15 protein-coding genes are annotated in these 22,109 nt (G+C 70.4%); 7 read left to right on the top strand and 8 right to left on the bottom strand.

Annotated features, from left to right (window positions below; translation table 11 throughout):
- Window positions 1-124 precede the first annotated feature (124 nt).
- Entirely contained in the window at window positions 125-1,399 is a 1,275-nt protein-coding gene (locus tag OG588_RS46660) for a multidrug effflux MFS transporter (protein WP_405952593.1), read from the bottom strand.
- Window positions 1,400-1,552: 153 nt separating this feature from the next.
- Here OG588_RS46660 and OG588_RS46655 point away from each other — a divergent pair, with 153 nt between their 5' ends.
- Entirely contained in the window at window positions 1,553-2,047 is a 495-nt protein-coding gene (locus tag OG588_RS46655; RefSeq protein WP_405952592.1) for a MarR family winged helix-turn-helix transcriptional regulator, read from the top strand.
- Window positions 2,048-2,105: 58 nt separating this feature from the next.
- Here the strand turns inward: OG588_RS46655 and OG588_RS46650 are convergent, their stop codons facing one another.
- The 3 genes from OG588_RS46650 to OG588_RS46640 all read right to left on the bottom strand — a co-directional run bounded on the left by OG588_RS46650 (window position 2,106) and on the right by OG588_RS46640 (window position 5,211).
- Window positions 2,106-3,290 carry a cytochrome P450 gene (locus OG588_RS46650; RefSeq protein ID WP_405952591.1) on the bottom strand — a complete coding sequence of 395 codons (1,185 nt, stop codon included), beginning with the start codon at window positions 3,288-3,290 and terminating at the stop codon, window positions 2,106-2,108.
- A 245-nt stretch (window positions 3,291-3,535) separates the two neighbouring features.
- Window positions 3,536-4,444 (bottom strand): aldo/keto reductase, encoded by a 909-nt coding sequence (locus OG588_RS46645; RefSeq protein ID WP_405952590.1) that lies wholly within the window; start codon window positions 4,442-4,444, stop codon window positions 3,536-3,538.
- Between the two features lie 230 nt (window positions 4,445-4,674).
- The gene (locus tag OG588_RS46640; RefSeq protein ID WP_405952589.1) at window positions 4,675-5,211 is read right to left on the bottom strand and encodes a phosphoribosyltransferase family protein; all 537 of its coding nucleotides are present in this window, start codon (window positions 5,209-5,211) and stop codon (window positions 4,675-4,677) included.
- A gap of 806 nt (window positions 5,212-6,017) precedes the next feature.
- Between OG588_RS46640 and OG588_RS46635 the strand changes: the two genes are divergently transcribed.
- Both OG588_RS46635 and OG588_RS46630 read left to right on the top strand, forming a co-directional pair.
- A complete protein-coding gene (locus OG588_RS46635; RefSeq protein WP_405952588.1) occupies window positions 6,018-8,591 on the top strand; it encodes a SpoIIE family protein phosphatase in 2,574 nt (857 codons plus the stop codon).
- 76 nt (window positions 8,592-8,667) lie between these two features.
- On the top strand, window positions 8,668-11,391 hold the full coding sequence (locus tag OG588_RS46630; RefSeq protein WP_405952587.1) for a SpoIIE family protein phosphatase: 2,724 nt from the start codon (window positions 8,668-8,670) through the stop codon (window positions 11,389-11,391).
- Window positions 11,392-11,476: 85 nt separating this feature from the next.
- Here the strand turns inward: OG588_RS46630 and OG588_RS46625 are convergent, their stop codons facing one another.
- On the bottom strand, window positions 11,477-12,982 hold the full coding sequence (locus OG588_RS46625; RefSeq protein ID WP_405952586.1) for an esterase: 1,506 nt from the start codon (window positions 12,980-12,982) through the stop codon (window positions 11,477-11,479).
- Window positions 12,983-13,108: 126 nt separating this feature from the next.
- Window positions 13,109-14,944 carry a glycoside hydrolase family 15 protein gene (locus OG588_RS46620; RefSeq protein WP_405952585.1) on the bottom strand — a complete coding sequence of 612 codons (1,836 nt, stop codon included), beginning with the start codon at window positions 14,942-14,944 and terminating at the stop codon, window positions 13,109-13,111.
- A 154-nt stretch (window positions 14,945-15,098) separates the two neighbouring features.
- Here OG588_RS46620 and OG588_RS46615 point away from each other — a divergent pair, with 154 nt between their 5' ends.
- From OG588_RS46615 to OG588_RS46600, 4 genes are all read left to right on the top strand, one after another.
- The gene (locus OG588_RS46615; protein WP_019055972.1) at window positions 15,099-15,296 is read left to right on the top strand and encodes a hypothetical protein; all 198 of its coding nucleotides are present in this window, start codon (window positions 15,099-15,101) and stop codon (window positions 15,294-15,296) included.
- A gap of 81 nt (window positions 15,297-15,377) precedes the next feature.
- Window positions 15,378-16,781, top strand: coding sequence for a Si-specific NAD(P)(+) transhydrogenase (gene sthA, locus OG588_RS46610; RefSeq protein ID WP_328675653.1), 1,404 nt, complete (start codon window positions 15,378-15,380; stop codon window positions 16,779-16,781).
- 226 nt (window positions 16,782-17,007) lie between these two features.
- Window positions 17,008-18,480 carry an APC family permease gene (locus OG588_RS46605; protein WP_405952584.1) on the top strand — a complete coding sequence of 491 codons (1,473 nt, stop codon included), beginning with the start codon at window positions 17,008-17,010 and terminating at the stop codon, window positions 18,478-18,480.
- A gap of 11 nt (window positions 18,481-18,491) precedes the next feature.
- Window positions 18,492-19,451 (top strand): hypothetical protein, encoded by a 960-nt coding sequence (locus OG588_RS46600; RefSeq protein ID WP_398843424.1) that lies wholly within the window; start codon window positions 18,492-18,494, stop codon window positions 19,449-19,451.
- 32 nt (window positions 19,452-19,483) lie between these two features.
- Here OG588_RS46600 and OG588_RS46595 read toward each other — a convergent pair whose 3' ends face one another.
- Together OG588_RS46595 and efeB are read right to left on the bottom strand one after the other, a co-directional pair.
- Complete coding sequence (locus OG588_RS46595) at window positions 19,484-20,647, bottom strand: HoxN/HupN/NixA family nickel/cobalt transporter (RefSeq protein WP_405952583.1); 1,164 nt, start codon at window positions 20,645-20,647, stop codon at window positions 19,484-19,486.
- Between the two features lie 165 nt (window positions 20,648-20,812).
- Window positions 20,813-22,084, bottom strand: a complete 1,272-nt coding sequence (gene efeB / locus OG588_RS46590; RefSeq protein ID WP_405953392.1) for an iron uptake transporter deferrochelatase/peroxidase subunit — start codon at window positions 22,082-22,084, stop codon at window positions 20,813-20,815.
- Window positions 22,085-22,109 lie beyond the last annotated feature (25 nt).

Here is a 22,109-nt window from a genome sequence, read left to right as displayed (position 1 = left end):
GCCGCGACAGCGCTTTCCGCGTTTTCCGCCACCGCCGCGCGCCCGTTCTCGGCCACCGTCCGTTGGGACAGACCCGTGACCCGACGGACCCAACCGATCACACCCCCTCCCCCTCCACGACCCGCTACGACTCCGTCGGTTCCCCTCGCCCCTCCCAAGGCCTGGCCAGCACCACCAGCGCAACTCCCGCCGCCGCCACGGCGATCAGCATGATCACCGCCATCGGCAGGGAACTGTCCTCCCCGAACACCCCCACCAGCGGCGCCGCGAGCGCGCCGAACAGGAACTGCAAGCCGCCGAGAAGGGCGGAGGCCGCGCCCGGGGCGTTGCGGCCGAGGGCCTGGCCGATGCTCAGGGTGGTCGGGAAGACCATGCCGATGCCACCGGCCGTGACGAACAGGGTGATCCAGGTGCCGGCGAGGGTCTCCCCCACGGTCAGCACCAGCAGCACCTGGCCCAGCGCGCCCACCCCGGCGACGGCGACCGCGCCCACGAGGAGGTTGTTCAGCCGTACCCGTCCGGCGAGTTGGGAGAAGGCCGCACCTGCGATGAGCATCGCTACGGCGTTGCTCGCGAAGATCAGGGAGTACGTCGTGGCCGACACCCCGTGCAGGTTCTCGAAGACGAAGCTGGACCCGCTGATGTAGGCGAACAGCGCCGCCGAGATGAACGCGAGGACGAGGACGTATCCCATGAACGTGCGCCGGCCGAGCAACTCCCCCATCGCGTGGAAGGTGTTCGTGATCCCGCCGGGGTGCCGGCGCTCCGGCGGCAGCGTCTCCGGGACCTTGCGGACCACACCGAACAGCAACAGGCCGCCCATCACGGTCAGTACGACGAACACCGCGCGCCAGGTCGACACGGCGAGGACCGCCCCACCGAGCACCGGCGCGGCGACCGGCGCGACTCCCATGATCTGCGAGAGGACCGCGAAGTAGCGCGGGAGTTCGGCCCCTTGGAAGCGGTCGGTCAGGACGGCGCGGGCCAGCACCATGCCCGCCGCGCCCGACACGCCCTGGAGGAACCGGGCTCCGGTGAGGACCTCGACGTTGGGTGCGAGGGCGCAGGCGACGGAGAAGACCGTGAACGCGGCGGTTCCGTACAGCAGCAGTCCGCGGCGGCCGAGACTGTCGCTCAGCGGGCCGATCAGCAGCTGGCCGACGACGAGTCCGGCCAGGAACGCGGTCATGGTCAGCTGTACGGCCGAGCTGCTCGCCCCGAGCGTGTCCCCCATCGCGGGGAAACCGGGGACGTACATGTCGGTCGCGAGCGGGGCGACCGCGGTCAGCGCGGCGAGGACGGCGACCAAGGCGACGGCGGTGCGCCGCGAGGGATCGGTGGGGTCGGCCGGCGCGGTGGTGCGCGCGGCGGCGGAACTGGAGGGGGACGGCGATACCATGACCATAACAGTAACCGATGGTTCACCGGTTAACAATGATGGATCGGTGAAGGTCCTCACGGGTTCTCGAAAGCCATCGAAGGTCATGGAAGGCTGCCGAAGGCCCTCGACCGCCTTCGACGGCCCGATCCAGGAAGTGAGAAGACGAGCCGCATGTCACCCTCCCCCCTCGCCGTCCGCACCCAGTGGACCGAGCACAACCCGGGCCTCGACACCTCCCCCATGGAGCTGATCGGCCTGCTCAAGCACGCCACCGGGCTCCTGAACCGAGCAGTGGAACCCCTCTACGCGGGCGCCGCGCTCACCGCTCCCGAGGTCGACATGCTGATCCCCCTGCGGCACGCCACCGACCCGGTGATCGCCCGTCGCCTCGCCGAATGGCTCGGCCTGTCCCGCGCGGGCGTCAGCAAGGCCCTGGGCAAGCTGGAGAAGCGCGGCTTCATCGCCCGCACCCCGAACCCGGCCGACCGGCGAGCCGCCCTGGTGACCATCACACCGGCGGGCGCCAAGGCCGTGGACGACCTCTTCCCCCGCCAACTCGCCACCGAGGTGGACCTGTTGGCGGGCTTGGGCGAGGACCGGGACCAGGTACTGAAGGCGCTGGGGCGCCTGGTGGAGGTAATGGAGCGTCGAGTAGGCAGCGGATGAAGGAGTCCTGACGGACCGCCATACACCGGTGCCTGACGGACCGTCACGCGCCGGTGTGTCAGGTCGTGGCGTCGACCCACAGCACATGCAGCGTCGGCGGCTTGCGGAAGACCAGGCCGTGCGGGGCGGTCGGGTGGTCCGGGTCGAGACGCAGAGCGGGGAGGCGTTCGAGGAGGTGCTGGAGGGCGATACGGGTCTCCAGGCGGGCGAGGTGTGCGGCGAGGCAGTAGTGCGGGCCGTGGGCGAAGGCGAGTTGGAGGCGGGCGTTCTCCCGGCGGACGTCGAAGCGGTCGGGGTCGGGGAAGACGGCCGGGTCGCGGTTGGCGCCGGTGAGGGAGACGGTGACCAGGTCGCCCTCGCGGATCGTGGCCGGGCCGAGGACGGTGTCCCGGGTGGCGTAGCGGTCCACGACGGCGGCGCCGGGTTCGAGGCGCAGCGATTCCTCGATCGCACCGTCAAGGAGGCCCATGTCGGCCTGGACCAGGGCGAGTTGGTCGGGGTGGCGCAGGAGATGCAGCAGCGCGTTGGTGATCATCGCCTCGGTGGTCTCGATGCCGCCGAACATCAACACGGCGGCGTTGGAGGCCACTTCGGGCAGTGTCAGTTGTCCGGCGGCGGCGCCGAGGAGTGAGGCTCCGCCCTGGTCGGCGAGGGTGGCTTCGACGGAGGCGCGCAGCTCCGCGTACGCCTTGGTGCCCGCGGCTCCCGCCTCGTGGCCTGCCGTGATGTCCGAGACCGACCGCACGATCGCGTCGTACCAGGAGAGAACCGTGTCCGGGGTGGTGCCGGTCAGGCCGAGTGCCTCGGTGACGACGGCGACCGCGAGCGGACCCGCGAAGGCGCGTCGCAGTTCGCCGGCACCGGCCGGTCGCAGTGCCGTGACGAGCCGGTCGGTCTCGCGCTCGATGAACGAGGCGAAGCCGTCCCGTACTTCGCGCGGGCGGAAGGGCGCGGTGAAGGGTTCGCGGTGACGGGCGTGCCGTTCCCCGTCGAGGGACAGCATGCTCGGGCCGACTACCTGGGCGGTGGAGAAGCGCGGGTCGTCCACGGTGAAGGTCGCCGCGTCCCGCATCACGCTCAGCGCGAGGTCCCGCCGGGTCACCAGCCAACCGTCCAACTCGGGGAGCCAGGACACGGGTTCGCTCTCGCGGAGCCGCGCCAGCCGTGAGTGCGGGTCATGGGTGAGTTCGGCGAGCGTGGTCCCGGCACCGAGCGGGAAGGAGGCGGCGGCGACCGTACTCATCGCGATCCTTGACGGGGCAGGGGGAATCTGGCCATGGCCGAGGCTAACAATCGCGCGGCGGGCTGGGCGGGGGCGGGGTCGGCGCGGTATCCGTGCGGGGGCTGTGGCGCACGGCTGATCACGCCGAGACGGCGGGCGGAGTCACCGTAGTTCCCTCGCCGGGGACGCGGCCGGGCGAGGTGGTCGCCCTACGGCGAGCACCCGCCGCCTGCCGCCGGTGGCCGACGCACGCGTGCCGACGCTCGCTACGCGCCGACGGGCCGCAGCGAGGTGAGGCGCGCCAGCTCCTCTTCCGAGAGCCGTAGCGCGCCTGCCGCCACGTTCTGCTCGAGGTGGTCCGGATCTCCTGTCCCCGGGATCGCGAGCACGTGCGGCCCTTGCTGCAAGGTCCAGGCCAGCCGGATCTGCGCGACGGACACACCGTGCGCCTGGGCGACGGCGCACACCGCCTCGCGGTCGCGGGCAGCCGGGCCTGCCTCGCGCCCGGGACCGGCGATCGCGAAGAACGGGACGAAGGCGAGGCCGAGTTCGCCGCAGAGCCGTAGGAGTGCCCGGTCCTCGCTCGACGCGCCGATCCCGTAGGGGTTCTGCACGCAGACGACCGGGGCGATGGCCCGGGCCTCGGCCAGTTGCTCGGAGGTGACGTTGGAGACGCCGAGGTGGCGGATCAGCCCGGCGTCGCGCAGCTCGGCCAGCGCTCCGAAGTGCTCGCCGATCGAGCCGGTCCGGCAGCTCGGTGGCACGCGGAGGTTCACCACGTCCAGGTGATCGCGGCCGAGTTGGCGGAGGTTCTCCTCGACCTGGCCGCGCAACTGCTCCGGCGCGGCCCACCACCACGCGCCCGCGGGATCGCGGCCCGGCCAGACCTTGGTGGTGATGACCAGTTCCTCCGGGTACGGCGCCAGCGCCCGGTTGATCAGCTCGTTGGCGGAGCGCGTCGCCGAGAAGTAGAACGCGGCGGTGTCGATGTGGTTCACGCCGAGCTCGATCGCCCGCCGGAGCACGGCGATCGACCGATCACGGTCACGCGGCAGGCCGTTGTCGAAGGGCGCGGCACCCGTCAGGCGCATCGCGCCGAACCCGACGCGGTTGACGGTCAGGTCGCCCAGTCGCCAAGTTCCCGCGGCTGTCGCGGTGTTCGTCCGTGGACTCATGGTGGGATCTCCTCTTGCGGTGGGGAACGGAAGCCGACGGGGCGAGCACATCGAAGTGGGCCCACCAGTGCCGGGGCAGGCGGCTCCCGGGCATGAAAAAAGCCTCCCCGGCGGATCGAAATCCGCACCGAGAAGGCTCGCGTGACGAGCACCATTTTAGCAGGGCAGGGCAGGCCAACGAAGAGCGTCCACGCAGGGGGGTGCGGGACGGCGGTCCTCGCCGGACAACATCAGACAGCGGACGGTGGGAGTTCCTGCGCGGTCAACAGCCCTCGAACGGTGCCGGGGGCGCTCTTCGACGCACCGGTGAGCTGGTCAACGATGACGCTGCATCCCACCCAGGTGGAGCCGCACTCCTCGACCATGCTTCTGACGGCCGCAGCCTGGCTTCCGGTCTCGATCCAGTCGTCAACCAGCAGAACACGGTCACCCGGCCCCAGCGAGGACCGCTGGAGCCGCAGCGTGTGACGAAGGCGTCGGTAGTCCGCAGACGACTGACGCACGACCTTGTCGCCCGGGAAGAGACCATCGCCCTTGCGGACGGGAACGAAACCGACCCCGAGCTCGACGGCCCCGGCACCGCCCAGAAGGAATCCCCGCGACTCGATCCCGCAGACTGCCGTGATCTGCTCGTCCCGGAACGGTTCAACCAGAGCGGCGACCACCGCGGCCAGTGCCTTGGCATCCCGAAAGATCGCCCATACATCCGCGTGACCACCGATCCACCGGAAGTGTTCAAGCGTCAGGTCACGTGCGTTCGAGGGCATGAGCGGAAGTCTTCCCATCGCCGAACGACGCGGCAAACCATTAACACCGCGCACAACGCTGTTCGGTGCTCCGATGGTGGCCGGGCTGCTGGTGTGGGCGCTGATCCGCAGTGCGTGACTGGCGAGTCGGAGGCCTACCGGTCACTACCTGCTAGGGCAACAGATCGAATTCGCCCCGCGCGAGGCGTAGTTTGCGCCATCCTGAACGCCATGGGTCGAGGACCGATCGCTGACGCGGGTCGGGCCTCAACTCCCTTGCCCTGCCTGCTTACTTCTCTGTCCCGCCTGCTTATTTGGCGCATCGATCCAAGTCGATCCGCGTCGATCCGAAAGGGCTCAGCCCCATGGCCACACCCCAGTCCGCAGGGCTCCCGACGACCGACCCCGGGCGCCGCCCCGACTCCGTGGGGGCCGCCGACCTCGACGTACTCCACGTACCGCAGGTAACTCACAGCCCTCAGGCACCCCACACGCAAAGACCCGGCAACCACACCACCGGTCCTCGCACCCACGCCGCCTGACCCACCCGACGCCCCTCGGCACCCGCGCCGAGGGGCCTTCGTCATAGGCCGACGGCACCGCCGCCACCCCCGACGACACCGCACCCCGTCCACCACCGCACCCAGCGGCCCACACCCGACACCGACACTTGAGTCACTCTTGATCACTTCATCAGAAGACACCGACGGACCGGCGATACCCGTGCCTCTCCAGCCCATCCCGTCCGCCCAGGTGACCCCGGCCGCGTCCTGGCGCATTCTTGCTGTGTCACCCACCCGGCGCCACAAGGACGAGGTAGAGCCCCGATGACTGGCAGTGCCGAGCGCGAGAAGGGGACGCCCGGACGGCTCGCCGAGCTGCTCATCGACGCCTCGACGGAGGCGGTCGACGCGGCCGGCGGCCACTCCGGGGGCGTCTACCTGCGGTCGAGTACGCCCGGGCTGCTGCGGCTGGCCGTACTGGCGGGGCTGCCCGGGCCACTGTTCCGGCCCTGGGGGCGGCTGCACGCCGACAGCAAGTTCCCCGTCGCCGACGCCTACCGGCTCGGCGTCCACGTGGTCCTGCCGAACGCCACCGAGACCATGCGCCGCTATCCCCAGTTCGCCGCGAGTCTGCCGTTCCAGTTCGGGTCCCTGTACGTCCCCGTCATCGGCAGGTCGACGACGTACGGCGTGCTGACCGTGCTGCGGCCCTCCGCCTCGGACGCCACCGAGGTGCTGTGCGGGCTGGACCGGATGACCCGGCTGGCCGAGGAGCTGGGCGGGGCGCTGGCGGACCTGGAGGACGAGCACAAGGACGAGGACGGTCCGTACGTCGCCTGGGACGGCGAGGCCGTGTGCGTCCAGGCGGCGGCCACATACCGCCCCGAGCGCCGTATGGCGCGGTTCGCCTGGGATCCGGCGACAGCTCTCGTGACCGGGGACAAGTCCCTGCACGCGCTGCTCGGGGTGGAACCCGCGGAGTTCCCCGGCACCGCGCAGGCGCTCGCAGACGTCGTGGCGCCGGGCGACGCCTACCAGGTCATGGCCGCGCTGCGGGCCACGGCCGCCGGCAAGCCCCCGCCGCTCCCCCTGCGGGTGCGGACGCCGGACGGCTCGGTCCGGCTGCTGGACCTGTGGACGCCCGCCACAGGGCCGCTCCCGCCGGACGGCGGATACCCGGTCAGCGGTGTCGTCATCGAGCCGGGCCCCGCGTCGGAGGGCGACAGCGCGGCCGATCTGCTCCCGGACGGCGTGTTCTGCCTGGACCGGCTGGGCCTGGTCACCTACGCCAATCCGCGCGCCGCCCAGCTGCTGGGCCGACCGCGCGAGGAGCTGCTGGGCCGCCCGCTGTGGGAGGGCGTGCCCTGGCTGAACCAGATCGGCTGCGAGGACCAGCTGCGCGGCGCCCTGCTGTCGCTGGGGCCGGTGCACTTCCACGTCCGGCGCCCGGACGAGCCGGAGCAGGAGCAGCGCGAAGCGCGGAGCGAGGGGCAGGCGCAGGAGTCGTACGCGAGCGACTGGCTGGCGATGGCCGTCCATCCGGGCCGGGACGGCCTGACGTGCACGGTCGCCCCGTCGACCCGGGTGGCGGGGCCGCCGCTGCCGCTCGTGCCGGTGCACGCCGACGGGGACGGCGGCCCGGCGAACGGTGTCACCTCGCTCGCTCCGCTGTACCGGCCGATCGTGCTCGCCATCGCGCTGACGGAGGCGGTCACCGCCCGCCAGGTGTCCGCGGTGGTCATGAAGGAGCTGCTGCCCGCGTTCGGCGGTCGGCGGCTCGCGATCTATCTGCTGCAGGAACGGCATCTGTACCTGGCCTGGGAGACCGGCTTCCCGCAGGGTTTCCTCGCCCCGTTCGACGGCGTCGGTCTGGACGCCCGGCTGCCCGGGGTCGAGACCCTCACCACGGGACGCCCGCTCTTCTTCGACTCCATGCAACAGCTGGCGGACGCCTATCCGGGCATCCCGCTGGACGCGGAGGTGGGCGCCCGCGCCTTCCTGCCGCTGATCGCGTCCGGGCGCCCGGTCGGCTCGGCCATCCTGGGCTTCGACCGGTCCCGCGACTTCAGCTCCGAGGAGCGCGCGGTGCTCACCGCCCTCGCCGGCCTGATCGCCCACGCGATGGAGAAGGCCCAGCGCTACGACTCGGAGGCCGCCCTCGCCCGCGGCCTCCAGCAGGCTCTCCTCCCCCGTCGGCTCTCCGCCCACCCGCAGGTGGAGACCGCGGGGCGCTATCTGCCCGGCACCCAGGGCATGGAGGTGGGCGGCGACTGGTACGACGTCGTCGAGGCCGGCGACGGTCTGGCCCTGGTGATCGGCGACGTCCAGGGGCACGGTGTCCAGGCGGCTGCCACCATGGGTCAACTCCGCAGTGCGGTAAGGGCGTTCGCGCTCGGTGACCGGCCGCCCGACGAGGTGATGAGCGGCACGAATCATCTCCTCATCGACCTCGACCCGGGCCAGTTCGCGAGCTGCTGCTATCTCCGGCTGGACCCGGCGAGCGGGCTGGTCCGGGTCGCCCGGGCGGGGCATCCGCCGCCGCTGATCCGAACCCCGGACGGGCGCACCCGCGTCTGGGACATACCCGGAGGCGTAGTACTCGGGGTGGACCCGCACGCCCAGTACCCGGTCGCGGAGCTGCAACTGGAGCCCGACTCCATCCTCGCGCTCTACACGGACGGCCTGGTCGAGCGGCCCGGTGTCGACATCGACGACGGCATCGCCGCCCTGCGTGTCGCCCTCGCGAAGGCGGGCGGGCCCGCCGCGCGGCCGGGCGGGGGTGGCCTGGGCGGTGTCGCCGACCGGCTCACCGCGACGGCCCGGCACGCGGCCGACCGCCCCGACGACATCGCGCTGCTGCTCGCCGCCCGGCGCGCCAAGCCAGGACGGCACCCGTGACCCCCGGCAGGCCACGGCCTGTCACCGCCTGTGACGCCCCTCGCCTCCTGAGGTCGGGCAGTGTAGACATGGGCACATGGTCCGCCTGACGGGTCGGCCCGGGGCCCGGTCGACCCACCGCCCCGACGGTCTGCGCGCGCAGCGCTCGTACGACCGTGCCCGAAGGGCGCGCGCACACCGGCGGACCCCCCTCGGCGGGAACCGCAGCGTCGCCTGGCAGGTGTTCGTGCTGCAGGTGGTGATCGTGCTGCTGCTGGTCGTGTCGGCCGTGGTGGCACAGGTCCTCCAGGTGCGGCACGACAGCACGCAGGAGGCCCGCAACCGGTCGGTGGCCGTCGCCGAGACCTTCGCCAACGCGCCGGGCACGGTCGCGGCCCTGAAGAGCGCCGATCCCACGGCGATCCTCCAGCCGAGCGCCGAGGCCGCCCGCAAGACGTCCAAGGTCGACTTCATCGTCGTGATGAACACCGACGGGATCCGCTACACCCACCCCAAGCCGGACCGCATCGGCAAGAAGTTCGTCGGGGACATCGCCCCCGCGCTCGCCGGGCACGTCGTCACCGAGGAGCTCACCGGCACCATCGGACCGCTGGTGCAGGCCGTGGTCCCGATCCGGGGCCCCGGCGGCACCGTCGTGGGCCTGGTGTCGGCCGGGGTGACGAAGGCGAACGTCGGCGGCGCCGCCGACCAGCAGCTGCCGCTCCTGATGATCGCCGCGGGCGTGGCACTCGTCCTCGCCCTCGGGGGCACCGGCCTGGTCAGCAGACGCCTCCAGCACCAGACCCATGGGCTGGGCCCGCACGAGATGACCCGGATGTACGAGCACCACGACGCGGTGCTGCACGCCGTACGGGAGGGCGTGATCATCGTCGGCGGCGAGGGCCGGCTGCTGCTCGCCAACGACGAGGCACGCCACCTGCTCGACCTGCCTGAGAACGCCGAGGGGCGCCTGGTCCTCGACCTCGGGCTCGATGCCGACATGACCGCGCTGCTGGCCTCCGGACGGGTCGCGACGGACGAGGTGCACCGGGTCGGCGGCCGGCTCCTCGCCGTCAACCAACGCCCCACCGACCTGGAGGGCGGCCCGCCCGGCAGCGTCACCACGCTCCGCGACTCCACGGAACTGCGCGCTCTCTCCGGCCGCGCCGAGGTCGCCCGCGAACGCCTCAACATGCTCTACGACGCCGGAGTGGGCATCGGCACCAGCCTGGACGTGACCCGCACCGCCGAGGAACTCGCCGAACTGGCCGTCCCGCGCTTCGCGGACTTCGTCACCGTCGACCTCTACGACGCCGTCCTGAGCGGCGAGGAACCGCAGCCCGGCACCGAGCTGCGCCGCACGGCGTACAGCGGGGTCCGGGACGACGCCCCGCTCTACCCGGTCGGCAAGCAGATCCAGTTCATCGCCTCCTCCCCGCAGGCACGCAGTCTCGACACCGGTGAGGCCGTCGTCGAACCGCGGCTGGGCGACGCGCCCGGCTGGCTCACCCAGGATCCCGAACGCACCGCGCAGGTCGTCGAGTACGGCATCCACTCGCTGATCACGGTGCCGCTGCGGGCCGGGGCCCTCATCCTCGGCGTGGTCAACTTCTGGCGCTCCGACAAGCCCGAGCCCTTCGACGAGGAGGAGCTGGCCCTCGCCGAGGAACTGGTCGCCCGCGCCGCCGTGTCCATAGACAACTCCCGCCGCTACACCCGCGAGCACGGCATGGCGGTGACCCTCCAGCGCAGCCTGCTGCCCCGCCGGCTGCCCGAGCAGACCGCGCTCGACGTCGCCTACCGCTATCTGCCGGCGAAGGCCGGGGTCGGCGGCGACTGGTTCGACGTCCTGCCGTTGTCCGGCGCCCGGGTCGCACTGGTCGTGGGCGATGTCGTAGGACACGGCCTGCACGCGGCGGCCACCATGGGACGACTGCGCACCGCCGTGCACAACTTCTCCGCGCTGGACCTCCCGCCCGACGAACTCCTCGGCCTGCTCGACGAGTTGGTGGGCCGGATCGACCAGGACGAGACGACCGAGGACAGCAACGCCCCGGTCACCGGCGCCACCTGCCTGTACGCGATCTACGACCCGGTGACCCTGCGCTGCACCGTCGCCCGCGCCGGCCACCCGCCACCGGCCCTGATCCTCCCGGACGGCACCGTCGAGTTCCCCGAGGTCCCCGCAGGGCCCCCGCTCGGCCTCGGCGGACTCCCGTTCGAGACAGCCGAGTTGGAGCTGGCCGAAGGCAGCCGACTGGTCCTGTACACCGACGGCCTGGTCGAGGACAGGGAACGGGACATCGACGTCGGCCTGGAGATGCTGCGCACCGCGCTCACCGACTCCGGCGACTCCCCCGAGGACACCTGCCGGGCCGTCCTCGACTCGGAGTTGTCGGTACGCCCGAGCGACGACATCGCCCTGATCGTCGCCCGCACCCGAGCCCTCGGCGCCGACCGGATCGCCGAGTGGCGCGTCCCGTCCGACCCGGCGGCCGTCTCCGACATGCGCGCCTCGGTCACCCGTCAGCTCACCCACTGGGGCCTGGACGAGCTGACGTTCACCACCGAACTCATCCTCAGCGAACTGGTCACCAACGCGATCCGCTACGGCAACGACCCCGTCCGCGTACGCCTGTTGCGCGACCGCACCCTGATCTGCGAGGTCTACGACGGCAGCACCACGTCACCACACCTGCGGTACGCGGCGATGACGGACGAGGGCGGACGGGGCCTGTTCCTGGTGGCCCAGCTCTCCGAACGCTGGGGCACCCGGTACACCCCGGCGGGCAAGGTCATCTGGGCCGAACAGGCCCTGTGATCAACCCTGTTCACGGGCAACGCCCGCACCGGCCACCGAGCCGGTACGGGCGCTGTCACGCTGCTTCCCCTCAGTCGCCGAAGGCTTACTCGTCGATCGCCGACCCGAAGCCCGCCCCCTTCGCAGCGCCGCCGAGGTCCGCCGCGCTGTACAGCGAAGAGCCCTCGGCGAGCAGGCCGTTGGGGCCGGCCGGGAGCAACCACACATAGCCGTCACCGGAGTTCTCGCCGGGCGCGGAGGCGACCAGTTCGCTGCGGCCGTCCGCGTCCGTGTCGGCGAGCCGGACCTGGGAGCCCCAGGCGTCGTCGGCCTCGGCGGTGCCGGGGATGTTCGCGGTGTTTTGGTCGAAGGACTGGGCGCCGGTCGCGGTCACACCGTTGCTCGAACCGCGCAACAGCCATACGGCGCCCGCGTCCTGGACCGTGCCGATGTCCTCACCGGGCGCGCCGATCGCCACGTCCGCGTAGCCGTCGCCGTTCACGTCGCCGACGGAGAGGTCGTTGCCCCAGGCGTCGCCGTGCTCCGAAGTGCCGGGCACGCCCGGGGAGTTCTGCGACCACCACTGCGCGGGGATGCCGGGCCCCTCCTCGCCGCCGACGCCCTCCGAACTGCCGAGGTAGACAGCGATCTTGCCGCCGTCGTCCCCCTCGGCCTTGTCGTCGGCGCTGCTGAGCTGGCCGACCACCAGGTCGTCGTAGCCGTCGTTGTTGATGTCGCCGGAGGCCGTGCCCAGGCCGCCGTTCAGGTCCTGACGGTACGTCAACTCGGTGTCGCCGCCCGCGTAGAGGGCCGACCAGCCCTGCTGGTAGTCGTCGTCGGGGCTGTAGCCGGAGACGACCAGGTCGGCGAAGCCGTTGTTGTCGTAGTCGCCGGTGGTGAGGTAGGCGGGCTGGATACGGTGGCCGCCGGGGGCGGTGGTCGTGTTCAGGGTGCCCATCAGGTGCAGGATGTCGGTGTGGTAGGCGAAGATCTGGGCGCCGTTGTCGTCGAGGACGGCCATCTCGTCGGCGTCGGTGGCCCCGGTGAAGCGGGCTGCCGTCACGGACTGCCCGAACCGGGCACCCGCTGCGGGCTTGGTGGAGGTGAAGGAGGTGTTCGCCTCGGCGCCCAGGCCGGCCTTGGAGCCGTAGAGGACGGTGACCCGGCCGGCGTTCTCCAGGCTGCCCTCGTCCTCGCCGGGCGCGCCGATCAGCGCGTCGTCGTAGCCGTCGCCGTTCACGTCACCGGTGGCGATCGCCCGGCCGAAGGAGTCGTAGGTCTCCGAGGTGCCGGGGACACCGGGCGTGGACTGGCTGATGACGGCCGTGTGGCCCTTGGGGACCGTGTTGTTGGTGGCGATGCCGTTCGGGGCGCCGTACTGGACAGTGACGTAGCCGGCGCCCTGCTTGCCGTCGACGGTGCCGTCCGGGGCGCCGATCAGGACGTCGTCGTAGCCGTCCCCGTTGAAGTCGCTGTTGCGGTCGACGGCGCTGGTGCCGCCGGGGACGCCCGCGTAGCTGGCCGGGGCGGCGACGATGCCGGCGCCGGCCAGGAGCAGGAAGGCCGCGGACGCGACGGCGGCGGAGACCTTCTTGCGTGACACGTTCGTCATGATGTGTTCCCCCGTGGATCAATTGTGTTGCGGTCAACGGGTTCGACACGAGACATGCCACGGTAGTTGTGGTGCCCCGGAGTGCTGTGACACCTCGGTGACACTTGTTGCGCGACACAGACGAACTCAGCCGAGCGCCTTGTCCAGGTTGAACGCGGCGCTGATCAGGGCGAGATGGGTGAACGCCTGGGGGAAGTTGCCCTGTTGCTCGCCGGTGCGGCCGATCTCCTCGGCGTACAGGCCGAGATGGTTGGCGTAGGTGAGCATCTTCTCGAAGGCGAGGCGGGCCTCGTCGACGCGGCCCGCGCGGACCATGGCCTCGACGTACCAGAAGGAGCAGATGGAGAACGTGCCCTCGTCGCCGCGCAGGCCGTCCGGGCTGGCCTGCGGGTTGTAGCGGTAGACGAGGGAGTCGGAGACCAGCTCCTCGGTCAACGCGTCCAGTGTGGACAGCCACTTGGGGTCGGTGGGCGCGATGAACTTCGCCAGCGGCATCATCAACAGGGCCGCGTCGAGCACGTCGCTGCCCTCGTACTGGACGAAGGCCTGGCGCTTGGCCGACCAGCCGCGGTCCATGATGCGGCGATAGATGGTGTCACGGCACTGGAGCCAGTGCGGGAGGTCGGCGGGCAGTCCGCGGCGGTTGGCGAGGCGGATCGCGCGCTCGATCGCGACCCAGCACATCAGCCGTGAGTAGAGGAAGTTCTTGCGGCCGCCGCGGGTCTCCCAGACGCCTTCGTCGGGCTGGTCCCAGTTCTCGCAGACCCAGTCGACGAGGGCGCACACGTCGTCCCACTGGGCGCTGGAGATGGGCTCGGCCCACTTGTCGTAGAGGTAGATGGAGTCGATCAGGGCGCCGTAGATGTCGAGTTGGAGCTGGTCGGACGCCGCGTTGCCGATGCGGACCGGGGCGGATTTCTGGTGGCCTTCGAGGTGCGGGAGTTCGCGCTCGGTGAGTTCGGTGCGGCCGTCGATGCCGTACATGATCTGGAGCGGGCCCGACGGGTTGCCGTCGCCGGGGCTGATGTACCGGGTCACGAACTGCATGAAGGCCTTGGCCTCGCCGGTGAAGCCGAGGCGCAGCAGCGCGTAGACGCAGAAGGCGGCGTCACGGATCCAGACGTAGCGGTAGTCCCAGTTGCGCTCGCCGCCGATCTGTTCGGGGAGGCTGGTGGTGGGGGCGGCGACGATGGCGCCGGTGGGGGCGTAGGTCAGCAGCTTGAGGGTGAGGGCGGAGCGGTGGACCATCTCGCGCCAGCGGCCGCGGTAGCGCGACTGGGAGAGCCAGCGCCGCCAGTAGGCGACCGTCGAGGCGAACTCGTCCTCGGCCTCCTGTCGTGCGCAGGGTCGGGAGGTCACCTCGCCGTCGACCTGGTCGAGCGCGAACACCTCGGATTCGCCCTCGTCGAGCTTGAAGTCGGCCCACACGTCGACGCCGTCGCACTCCAGCGGCACGGTCGCGGTCAGCGCGAGGGACTTGTCGACGGACTCGAAGAGAGCCACGTCGCCGACCATCCGCGCGGTGTGCGGGGAGGCGCCGTAGTCAAACCTCGGGGCGACGCGCGTCCGGAACGGGACCGAGCCGCGCACGCACAGCACGCGGCGGATCAGGCGGTGCCGGGCGGACTCGTCCGTTTCACTGGTCACCGGCATGAAGTCCTGGACCTCGCCGACGCCGTCCTCGGTGAAGAACCGGGTGATCAGGACGTTGGTGTCGGGGAAGTAGAACTGCTTCGTGCGCGCGGGGACGGAGGCCGCGAGTTCGAAGGAGCCGCCGCGCTCCGCGTCCAGGATCGCGGCGAAGACGCTGGGGGCGTCGAAGGACGGGCAGCAGTACCAGTCGATCGTGCCGTTGGTGCCCACCAGGGCCACGCTCCGCAGATCGCCGATCAGTCCGTGCTCGGCGATGGGCAGATATCCGGGTCCGGTGGGGGTGTCCTGGTGGGGCGGGGTCTCGACCATCGCGGCAGCCTCCCTGGTTCGGGCCCGCGGGGGCCGGTTCCCAGCTTAGGTTCAGGTTCTCGTTCGGCCACTCTTCCGGATGCACACTGGAGTCGGGCGGGGAATCGTGGGAGTGGGACCCACGGCACGTGCCCGGTCCCAGGGAGGAAGCACCATGTCGACAGCGCAACCCGATGAAGGCACCGCCCGCGCCACACCGGACGCCCTCCTGCACGCCCGCACCGGTACGGAGGTGGCCCCGGAGGATGTCGTACTCGCGGCCGGCCGGGACGTGACTCCGGAGAATCTGGAGTGGGCCCGGCGGAAGATCGAGGCGGAGGGGGCGGCGGCGCTGGACAAACTGCTCCCTTAGGACAGGCCCCAGGCGTCTTGTCGGCACCTGGTTACCCGTTCACCCTTTCGGAGAAGGCGCTCCGGCTGACAGACTCCGGAGGTGCCCGACTTCGACATGCTTGTCATCGGTTCAGGACCGGGTGGCCAGAAGGCCGCCATCGCCGCGGCCAAGCTCGGCCGCCGGGTCGCCGTCGTAGACCGCCCCGACATGGTCGGTGGGGTCTCCATCCACACCGGGACCATCCCCTCCAAGACGCTGCGCGAGGCGGTGCTGTATCTCACCGGTCTCACCCAGCGCGATCTGTACGGGCAGAGCTATCGCCTGAAGGACGACATCACCGTCGGCGACCTCACCGCGCGCACGCAGCACGTGGTCAGTCGTGAAGTGGACGTCATCCGCAACCAGTTGTCCCGCAACCAGGTCTCCCTGTTCGCCGGCACGGGCCGCTTCGTCGACCCGCACACCGTCGCGCTGACCGAAATCACCGGCCACGAACGGCTGTTGACCGCGGAGCACATCGTCATCGCCACCGGGACCCGCCCCGCGCGGCCGGACACCGTCGAGTTCGACGGGCGGACCATCATGGACTCGGACAACGTCCTCGACCTGCCCAAGGTCCCGCGGTCCATGGTCATTGTGGGTGCCGGTGTCATCGGCATGGAGTACGCCTCGATGTTCGCCGCGCTCGGCAGCAAGATCACCGTGGTGGAGAAGCGCGCCGGGATGCTCGACTTCTGTGACCTGGAGGTCATCGAGTCGCTCAAGTACCACCTGCGGGACCTCGCCGTGACCTTCCGCTTCGGGGAGACCGTCGCCGCCGTCGAGCGGCACACCAACGGCACGCTGACCGTCCTGGAGAGCGGCAAGAAGATCCCGGCCGACGCCGTGATGTACTCCGCCGGCCGGCAGGGCCTGACCGACGAACTCGACCTGGACAAGGCCGGGTTGTCCGCCGACCGGCGCGGCCGGATCGACGTCGACGAGAACTTCCGCACCGCCGTGCCGCACATCTACGCCGTGGGCGACGTCATCGGCTTCCCGGCCCTCGCGGCGACCTCGATGGAACAGGGCCGTACGGCGGCGTACCACGCCTGCGGTGAGCCGGTGCACCGGATCGACGACCGGCAGCCGATCGGCATCTACACCATCCCGGAGATCAGTTTCATCGGGAAGACCGAGGACCAACTCACCGAGGAGTGCGTGCCGTTCGAGGTCGGGATCTCCCGTTACCGCGAACTCGCGCGCGGCCAGATCATCGGCGACTCGCACGGCATGCTCAAGCTGCTGGTCTCCCCCACGGACCGCACCCTGCTCGGCGTGCACTGCTTCGGTACCGGCGCGACGGAACTCATTCACATCGGCCAGTCGGTGATGGGCTGCGGCGGCACGGTCGACTATCTCGTGGACGCGGTCTTCAACTACCCGACCCTCGCCGAGTCCTACAAGGTCGCCGCCCTCGACGCAACCAACAAACTGCGGCAGATCGACCGACTCGGCGACTGACCGTTCACAGGAGATTACTCGCTGGTCAATCTTGAAAGGTCAAGAGGTACGGCTATCATCACACCCACACACGGTGTGACCGTCCGCCGACGCAGCGGTTCAACGGGTATCCACCATCCCCTATTTGTTGTTCCGACCGGCCACTGACCCGAGGCCACCCCATCTCCGGGTCCGGGGCCGGTCCGCGCAACCCCCCACGTCGTGCAAGACGGAAAGCAGCGCATCCATGAGCAACAACAGGGGCAGAGGGCTACAGGCCAATGCCCTCGGTACGTTCGACACGGTGGTGATGGCCGTGGCGGGCAGCGCCCCGGCCTACTCGCTGGCCGCGACCACGGCGGTCCTGGTCGGCGCGGTGGGGCTGGCCAGTCCGGCGGCCCTTCTCTACTGCGCGATACCGATGCTGGGCATCGCGCTGGCGTTCAGCTACCTCGGCCGTATCGACGTGAACGCGGGGGCCAGTTACTCCTGGGTGGGCCGCACCCTCCACCCCTTTCTCGGCTTCATCAGCGGCTGGGCCCTGGTGGTCTCCGCGACCATCTTCATGGTCGCCGGGTCACTGCCCGCCGGGTCGATGACGCTGTCCCTCTTCGATCAAGACCTCGCGGACAACACGGCGTTGTCGACGGTGGTGGGCGCGGCCTGGTTCGTGATCATGCTGCTCGTGGTGCTCGGCGGGGCCCGGCTCACGGTCCGAGCCCAACTCCTCATGTCCGGTATCGAGTTGGGCATCCTGGCACTGTTCGCGGTGTTCGCCCTCGTCCACACCGACAACGCCCGTGCCTTCGACTGGTCCTGGCTGGGCTTCAGCCACTTCGACGGGGTGTCCGGCTTCGCGTCGGGCGCGCTCATCGCCGCGTTCTACTACTGGGGCTGGGACGTCACCAGCAACCTCAGCGAGGAGACCCGCAACAGCCGTCGTACGACCGGACTCGCGGGCCTGATCGGCGTCGGCATCGTCTTCCTGCTCTTCGAGGTGTTCACCATCGCGGTGAACATCATCCTGACCTCGCGGCAGATCGAGAGCAACGACGCCAACGTGCTGGCGGTGCTCGGCGACGAGCTGTGGCCGGGCTGGGGCGGCAAGTTGCTGATCGTGTCGGTGATGCTGTCGACCATCGCCACCCTGGAGACCACCCTCATCCAGGTCACGCGCTCGCTGTTCGCGATGGGCCGCGACCGTACGATGCCGGCCGCGCTGGGCAAGGTGCACCGCACCTGGAACACCCCGTGGGTCGCCATCACCGTGGTCGGCGGGGTGGCACTGGTGATGTTCATCGCCTCGAACGCGCTCGGTTCGGTGGGCGAGATCCTCTCCGACGCGATCTCGGCGATCGGTCTGCAGATCGCCGTGTACTACGGCCTGGCGGGCCTCGCGGTGGTCGTCGCGTACCGCAAGATGCTGTTCAAGTCGGCGGCGAACTTCCTCTTCGGCGGGCTCTGGCCGCTGTTCGGCGCGCTGTTCATGTTCTGGATCTTCGTCGAGTCGCTGAGCAGCCTGAGCAACGCGGCGATCACCATCGGCGTGGGCGGCCTGGCCGTGGGGCTGGTCCCGATGTTCTGGTACTGGAAGCAGGGCAGCGACTACTACCGCCCCTCGCGCCTCGACGCGACGCACACCGTCGAGACGGACTACGTCCCGGACGACTTCGTGCCCGAACAGTCCCGGGTCCATCAGGGTCTCCCGACCGACTTCTGAGGGGCACCCCGATGGCGCGAGACCGCTACACCCCCGACTTCGACCCCGACTGCGGGGACGCTCCCCTCAGTTCGGCCCGCCAGGACATCGTCATCGGCCGCTGGCAGGGCCTGCGCGACCTGCTGCGGAACACCGGCGCGCACTGGCTCGGCCGGGGCCACCGGATCCGGACGCTCGCACAGGCCTGCGCGAGCAGTTCGACGGTCGAGTCATGGCTGGCCGCCGAGCCGCACAGCGGCGACGCGCTCACGCTGCGCGCAGCGACGGAGACGGCCAGGGCGTTCAACATCGCCATCGCGGCGGGCCGGGGCGTGCCGATCGACCGGAACCGTATCGACGCCGCGGTCATGGCCTGCCTCCAGGCCGCGGAGGCGTACCCGGACGATCCCACCCCCTGGATCTCCCTGATCTCCGTGGCCCGCCTCTATCCCTCAGGCGTACGACGCCAGGAACTCGCCCGCTGGTGGGACGAATTGCACCGCCGCGACCCCTACAGCGTCGAGGGCCACCTCCAGGTCCTCCACTACTACTCCTCCCGCTGGCACGGCAGCCACGGCCTGATGTACGACTTCGCCCGCGACGCGGCGGGCGTCGCACCGCCCGGCTGCACCCTGCCGGTCCTGGTGCAGTACGCCCGCGTCGAGGAGTACCGCTACGCCCTCGACGCCGCGCAGGGTCAGCAGGCGGCGGTGGGCCTGGGCCAGCACTGGACCCACGACGGCGCCGTCAGCGATGTCCGCCGCACCTGGCAGCGCTGGATCACCGCCCGCGAGGACGGCCCCTTCCCACCCGGCGAACTCCGCGACCTCAACTACCTCGCCCACGCGGCCTGTTACGCCGGCACGAAGGACATCTCGACGCCGATCCTGGCCATGATGGGCCGCCGGGCGACGACGACTCCGTGGTCGTACACCGGGGATGCGGAGAAGCAGATCGTCAAGTGGCGGAAGGAGTTGGGGGTGCGGCCGTGAGTGGTCCGGTTCGTCACTCTGCCCAATAGCGGCTATTCGGCAGGCTGTTGGGCCGGTTGAGCCAGACTCGCTGTCCACTTTTCCTCGATGCGGCCGAACTTCCACACCAGCAGGGCCACCACCCACGTCGCGAAGAACAGGCCGACGATGAGGAAGCCGACGATGTTGAGATCGAGGCCCGCTACCCAGTCCCAGAAGAAGCCGTGGAGGTCCAGCTTCTCGGCGAACAGGCCCAGGAGTTCGACCGTGCCGATGATGAGGGCGACGGCGACGGACAGGCCGGTGATCGTGAGGTTGTAGTAGACCTTGCGGACCGGCTTGGAGAACGCCCAGCCGTAGGCGAAGTTCATGAACGTGCCGTCGATCGTGTCGAGCAGCGACATGCCCGCCGCGAAGAGGATCGGCAGGCACAGGATCGCGTACCAGGGCAGGCCGGACGCGGCGCCCGAACCGGCGAGCACCAGCAGCGCGATCTCCGTCGCCGTGTCGAAGCCGAGGCCGAACAGCAGGCCCAGCGGGTACATCTGCCAGGACTTGGTGATCGACTTCATGAAGCGGCCGAGGATGCGGTTCATGAAGCCGCGGTTGTTCAGCTGCTCCTCCAGCGCGGCCTCGTCGTAGTGGCCCGAGCGCATCTGGCGGAACACCTTCCAGATGCCGGCCATGATGACGAGGTTGATGCCGGCGATGACGTAGAGGAACGTGCCCGAGACCGTCGTACCGATCAGACCGGTGACGTCGTGGAGTTGGGAGTTGTCGTCGCGGACCGGGTTGGCCAGGGCCTTGACGCCGAGGGAGAGCAGGAGGGTCAGGCCGAAGACGATGCTGGAGTGGCCGAGCGAGAACCAGAAGCCCACCGACAGCGGTCGCTGTCCCTCGCTCATCAGCTTGCGGGTCGTGTTGTCGATCGCCGCGATGTGGTCCGCGTCGAACGCGTGCCGCATACCGAGCGTGTACGCGGTCACGCCCATGCCGATACCGAAGGACTTCTCGCCGACGCTGTAGTGCCCCGGCGCGACGATCCACACGAGCGTGAACCAGCCGATCACGTGCAGCCCCAGCACGAACGCGGCCATCCCGCCGACCCGGGTCCACTCCTGCCGCGTCATCGACGTACGGACGCGGTACCAGAGCGTCGGCCGCGAAGCCGCGGCCGTGACGGGGAGGGTCGGAGTGGACTCGGGGGCGGCCGTCATCGAGGAGGGTCTTTCTGCCGGGTACAGGTACGGGTGCGGGTGCGAGCATGGCTGTGCGGTTGCCGTGAGCAACCTCGTGCCATCCTCCCGTACCTGCAACCCATTCGCAGTAACGGTCGGCAAAGACCACGGCAGGTCTTGCCCAATGGGAGGGAAAATCCCTGGTCAGGCCGCCATCAAACCCCTGCCCAGCCAGTCCTTGGCGTCCTTCGCACCAGGCAGAGCGTAGAAGTAACCGCCGCCGGTCGGAGAAATGTAGTCGACGAGGGGTTCGTCGATCAGCCGGGTCTGGGTCGCCTCGAACTGGCGCTTCACGTCCTGTTGGTAGCAGCAGAAGACCAGGCCCATGTCGAGGTTGCCGACGGCGTCGATGCCCCGGTCGTAGTTGTAGCCGCGGCGCAGGATGCGCGAGGTGTCGGTGGCGGCGGTGCGCGGGTTGGCGAGGCGGATGTGGGCGTCGAGCGGGATCGCCGCGCCCTTGGGGTCCTTGGCGTAGTGCGGGATGTCCGTCTCCTTGGCGCCGTCCAGCGGGGCGCCGGTGTCCTTGCGGCGGCCGAACATCAGCTCCTGCTCGCTGAGCGAGACCCGGTCCCAGAACTCGACGAGCATGCGGATGATCCGGATCACCTGGTAGCTGCCGCCGCTCGCCCACGCCGGTTCGCCCTGTCCGTCACCGACCCAGATCAGCCGGTCGGTCTCGCGGGTGGACTTCACGTCCGGGTTGGCTATGCCGTCCTTGAAGCCGAGCAGGTTGCGCTGGGTACCGGTGGGGCGCGGAGTGTTCTGGAAGCCGTCGATGCGCCACTTGATCTGCATGCCACCCCGGGTGTGCCGGGCGATGTCGCGCAGCGCGTGCAGCACGGCGTCCTGGCGGGCGCCGCACACCTGGAGCGACAGGTCGCCGTGACACTCGGCGGCGCGCAGGTTGTCGTTCGGGAACGTCTTCATCGGGGTCAGTCGGCGTGGCTTGGCCTTGGCCAGTCCGTAACGGTCGTCGAAGAGGGACGCGCCCACACCGACGGTGACTGTGAGGGCGTCGGCGGGGACCTCCGGTCCGAGGATGCCGTTGTCGGCGGGCGGCGCGCCGACGCCCAGGTCGGCGGGGGTGCCGCCGGAGGTGAGGAAGCGGGCCCGTTCGGTGATCGTGCGCAACAGGTCGGTCAGTTCGGCGCGGTTGTCGGCGATCACGTCGAGGGACACGAAAGTCGCGGCGGCCGGGGTGGGGGTGAGGATGCCGGCCTGGTGGGTGCCGTGGAAGGGCACCTTGGCGCCGTTCGTGGTGTCGGCGGCCTGCGCCTGAGTCGTACCGCCCGTCTCGGCGAGCGCGAACGCCCCGCCGGCCAGCACCGCTCCGGCGGCCCCGGCACCGAGCGCCGTCCGCACGAAGGAACGGCGACCGGCTCCGGCCGGGCAGCCCTGGGTTTCAGCAGACGGCATCGGACGGGTCCCCTCGTTACGGCTG

It is taken from the genome of Streptomyces prunicolor (assembly GCF_045162825.1).
Lineage (GTDB): Bacteria > Actinomycetota > Actinomycetes > Streptomycetales > Streptomycetaceae > Streptomyces > Streptomyces prunicolor.
This window is presented reverse-complemented; position numbering and strand designations above follow the sequence as displayed.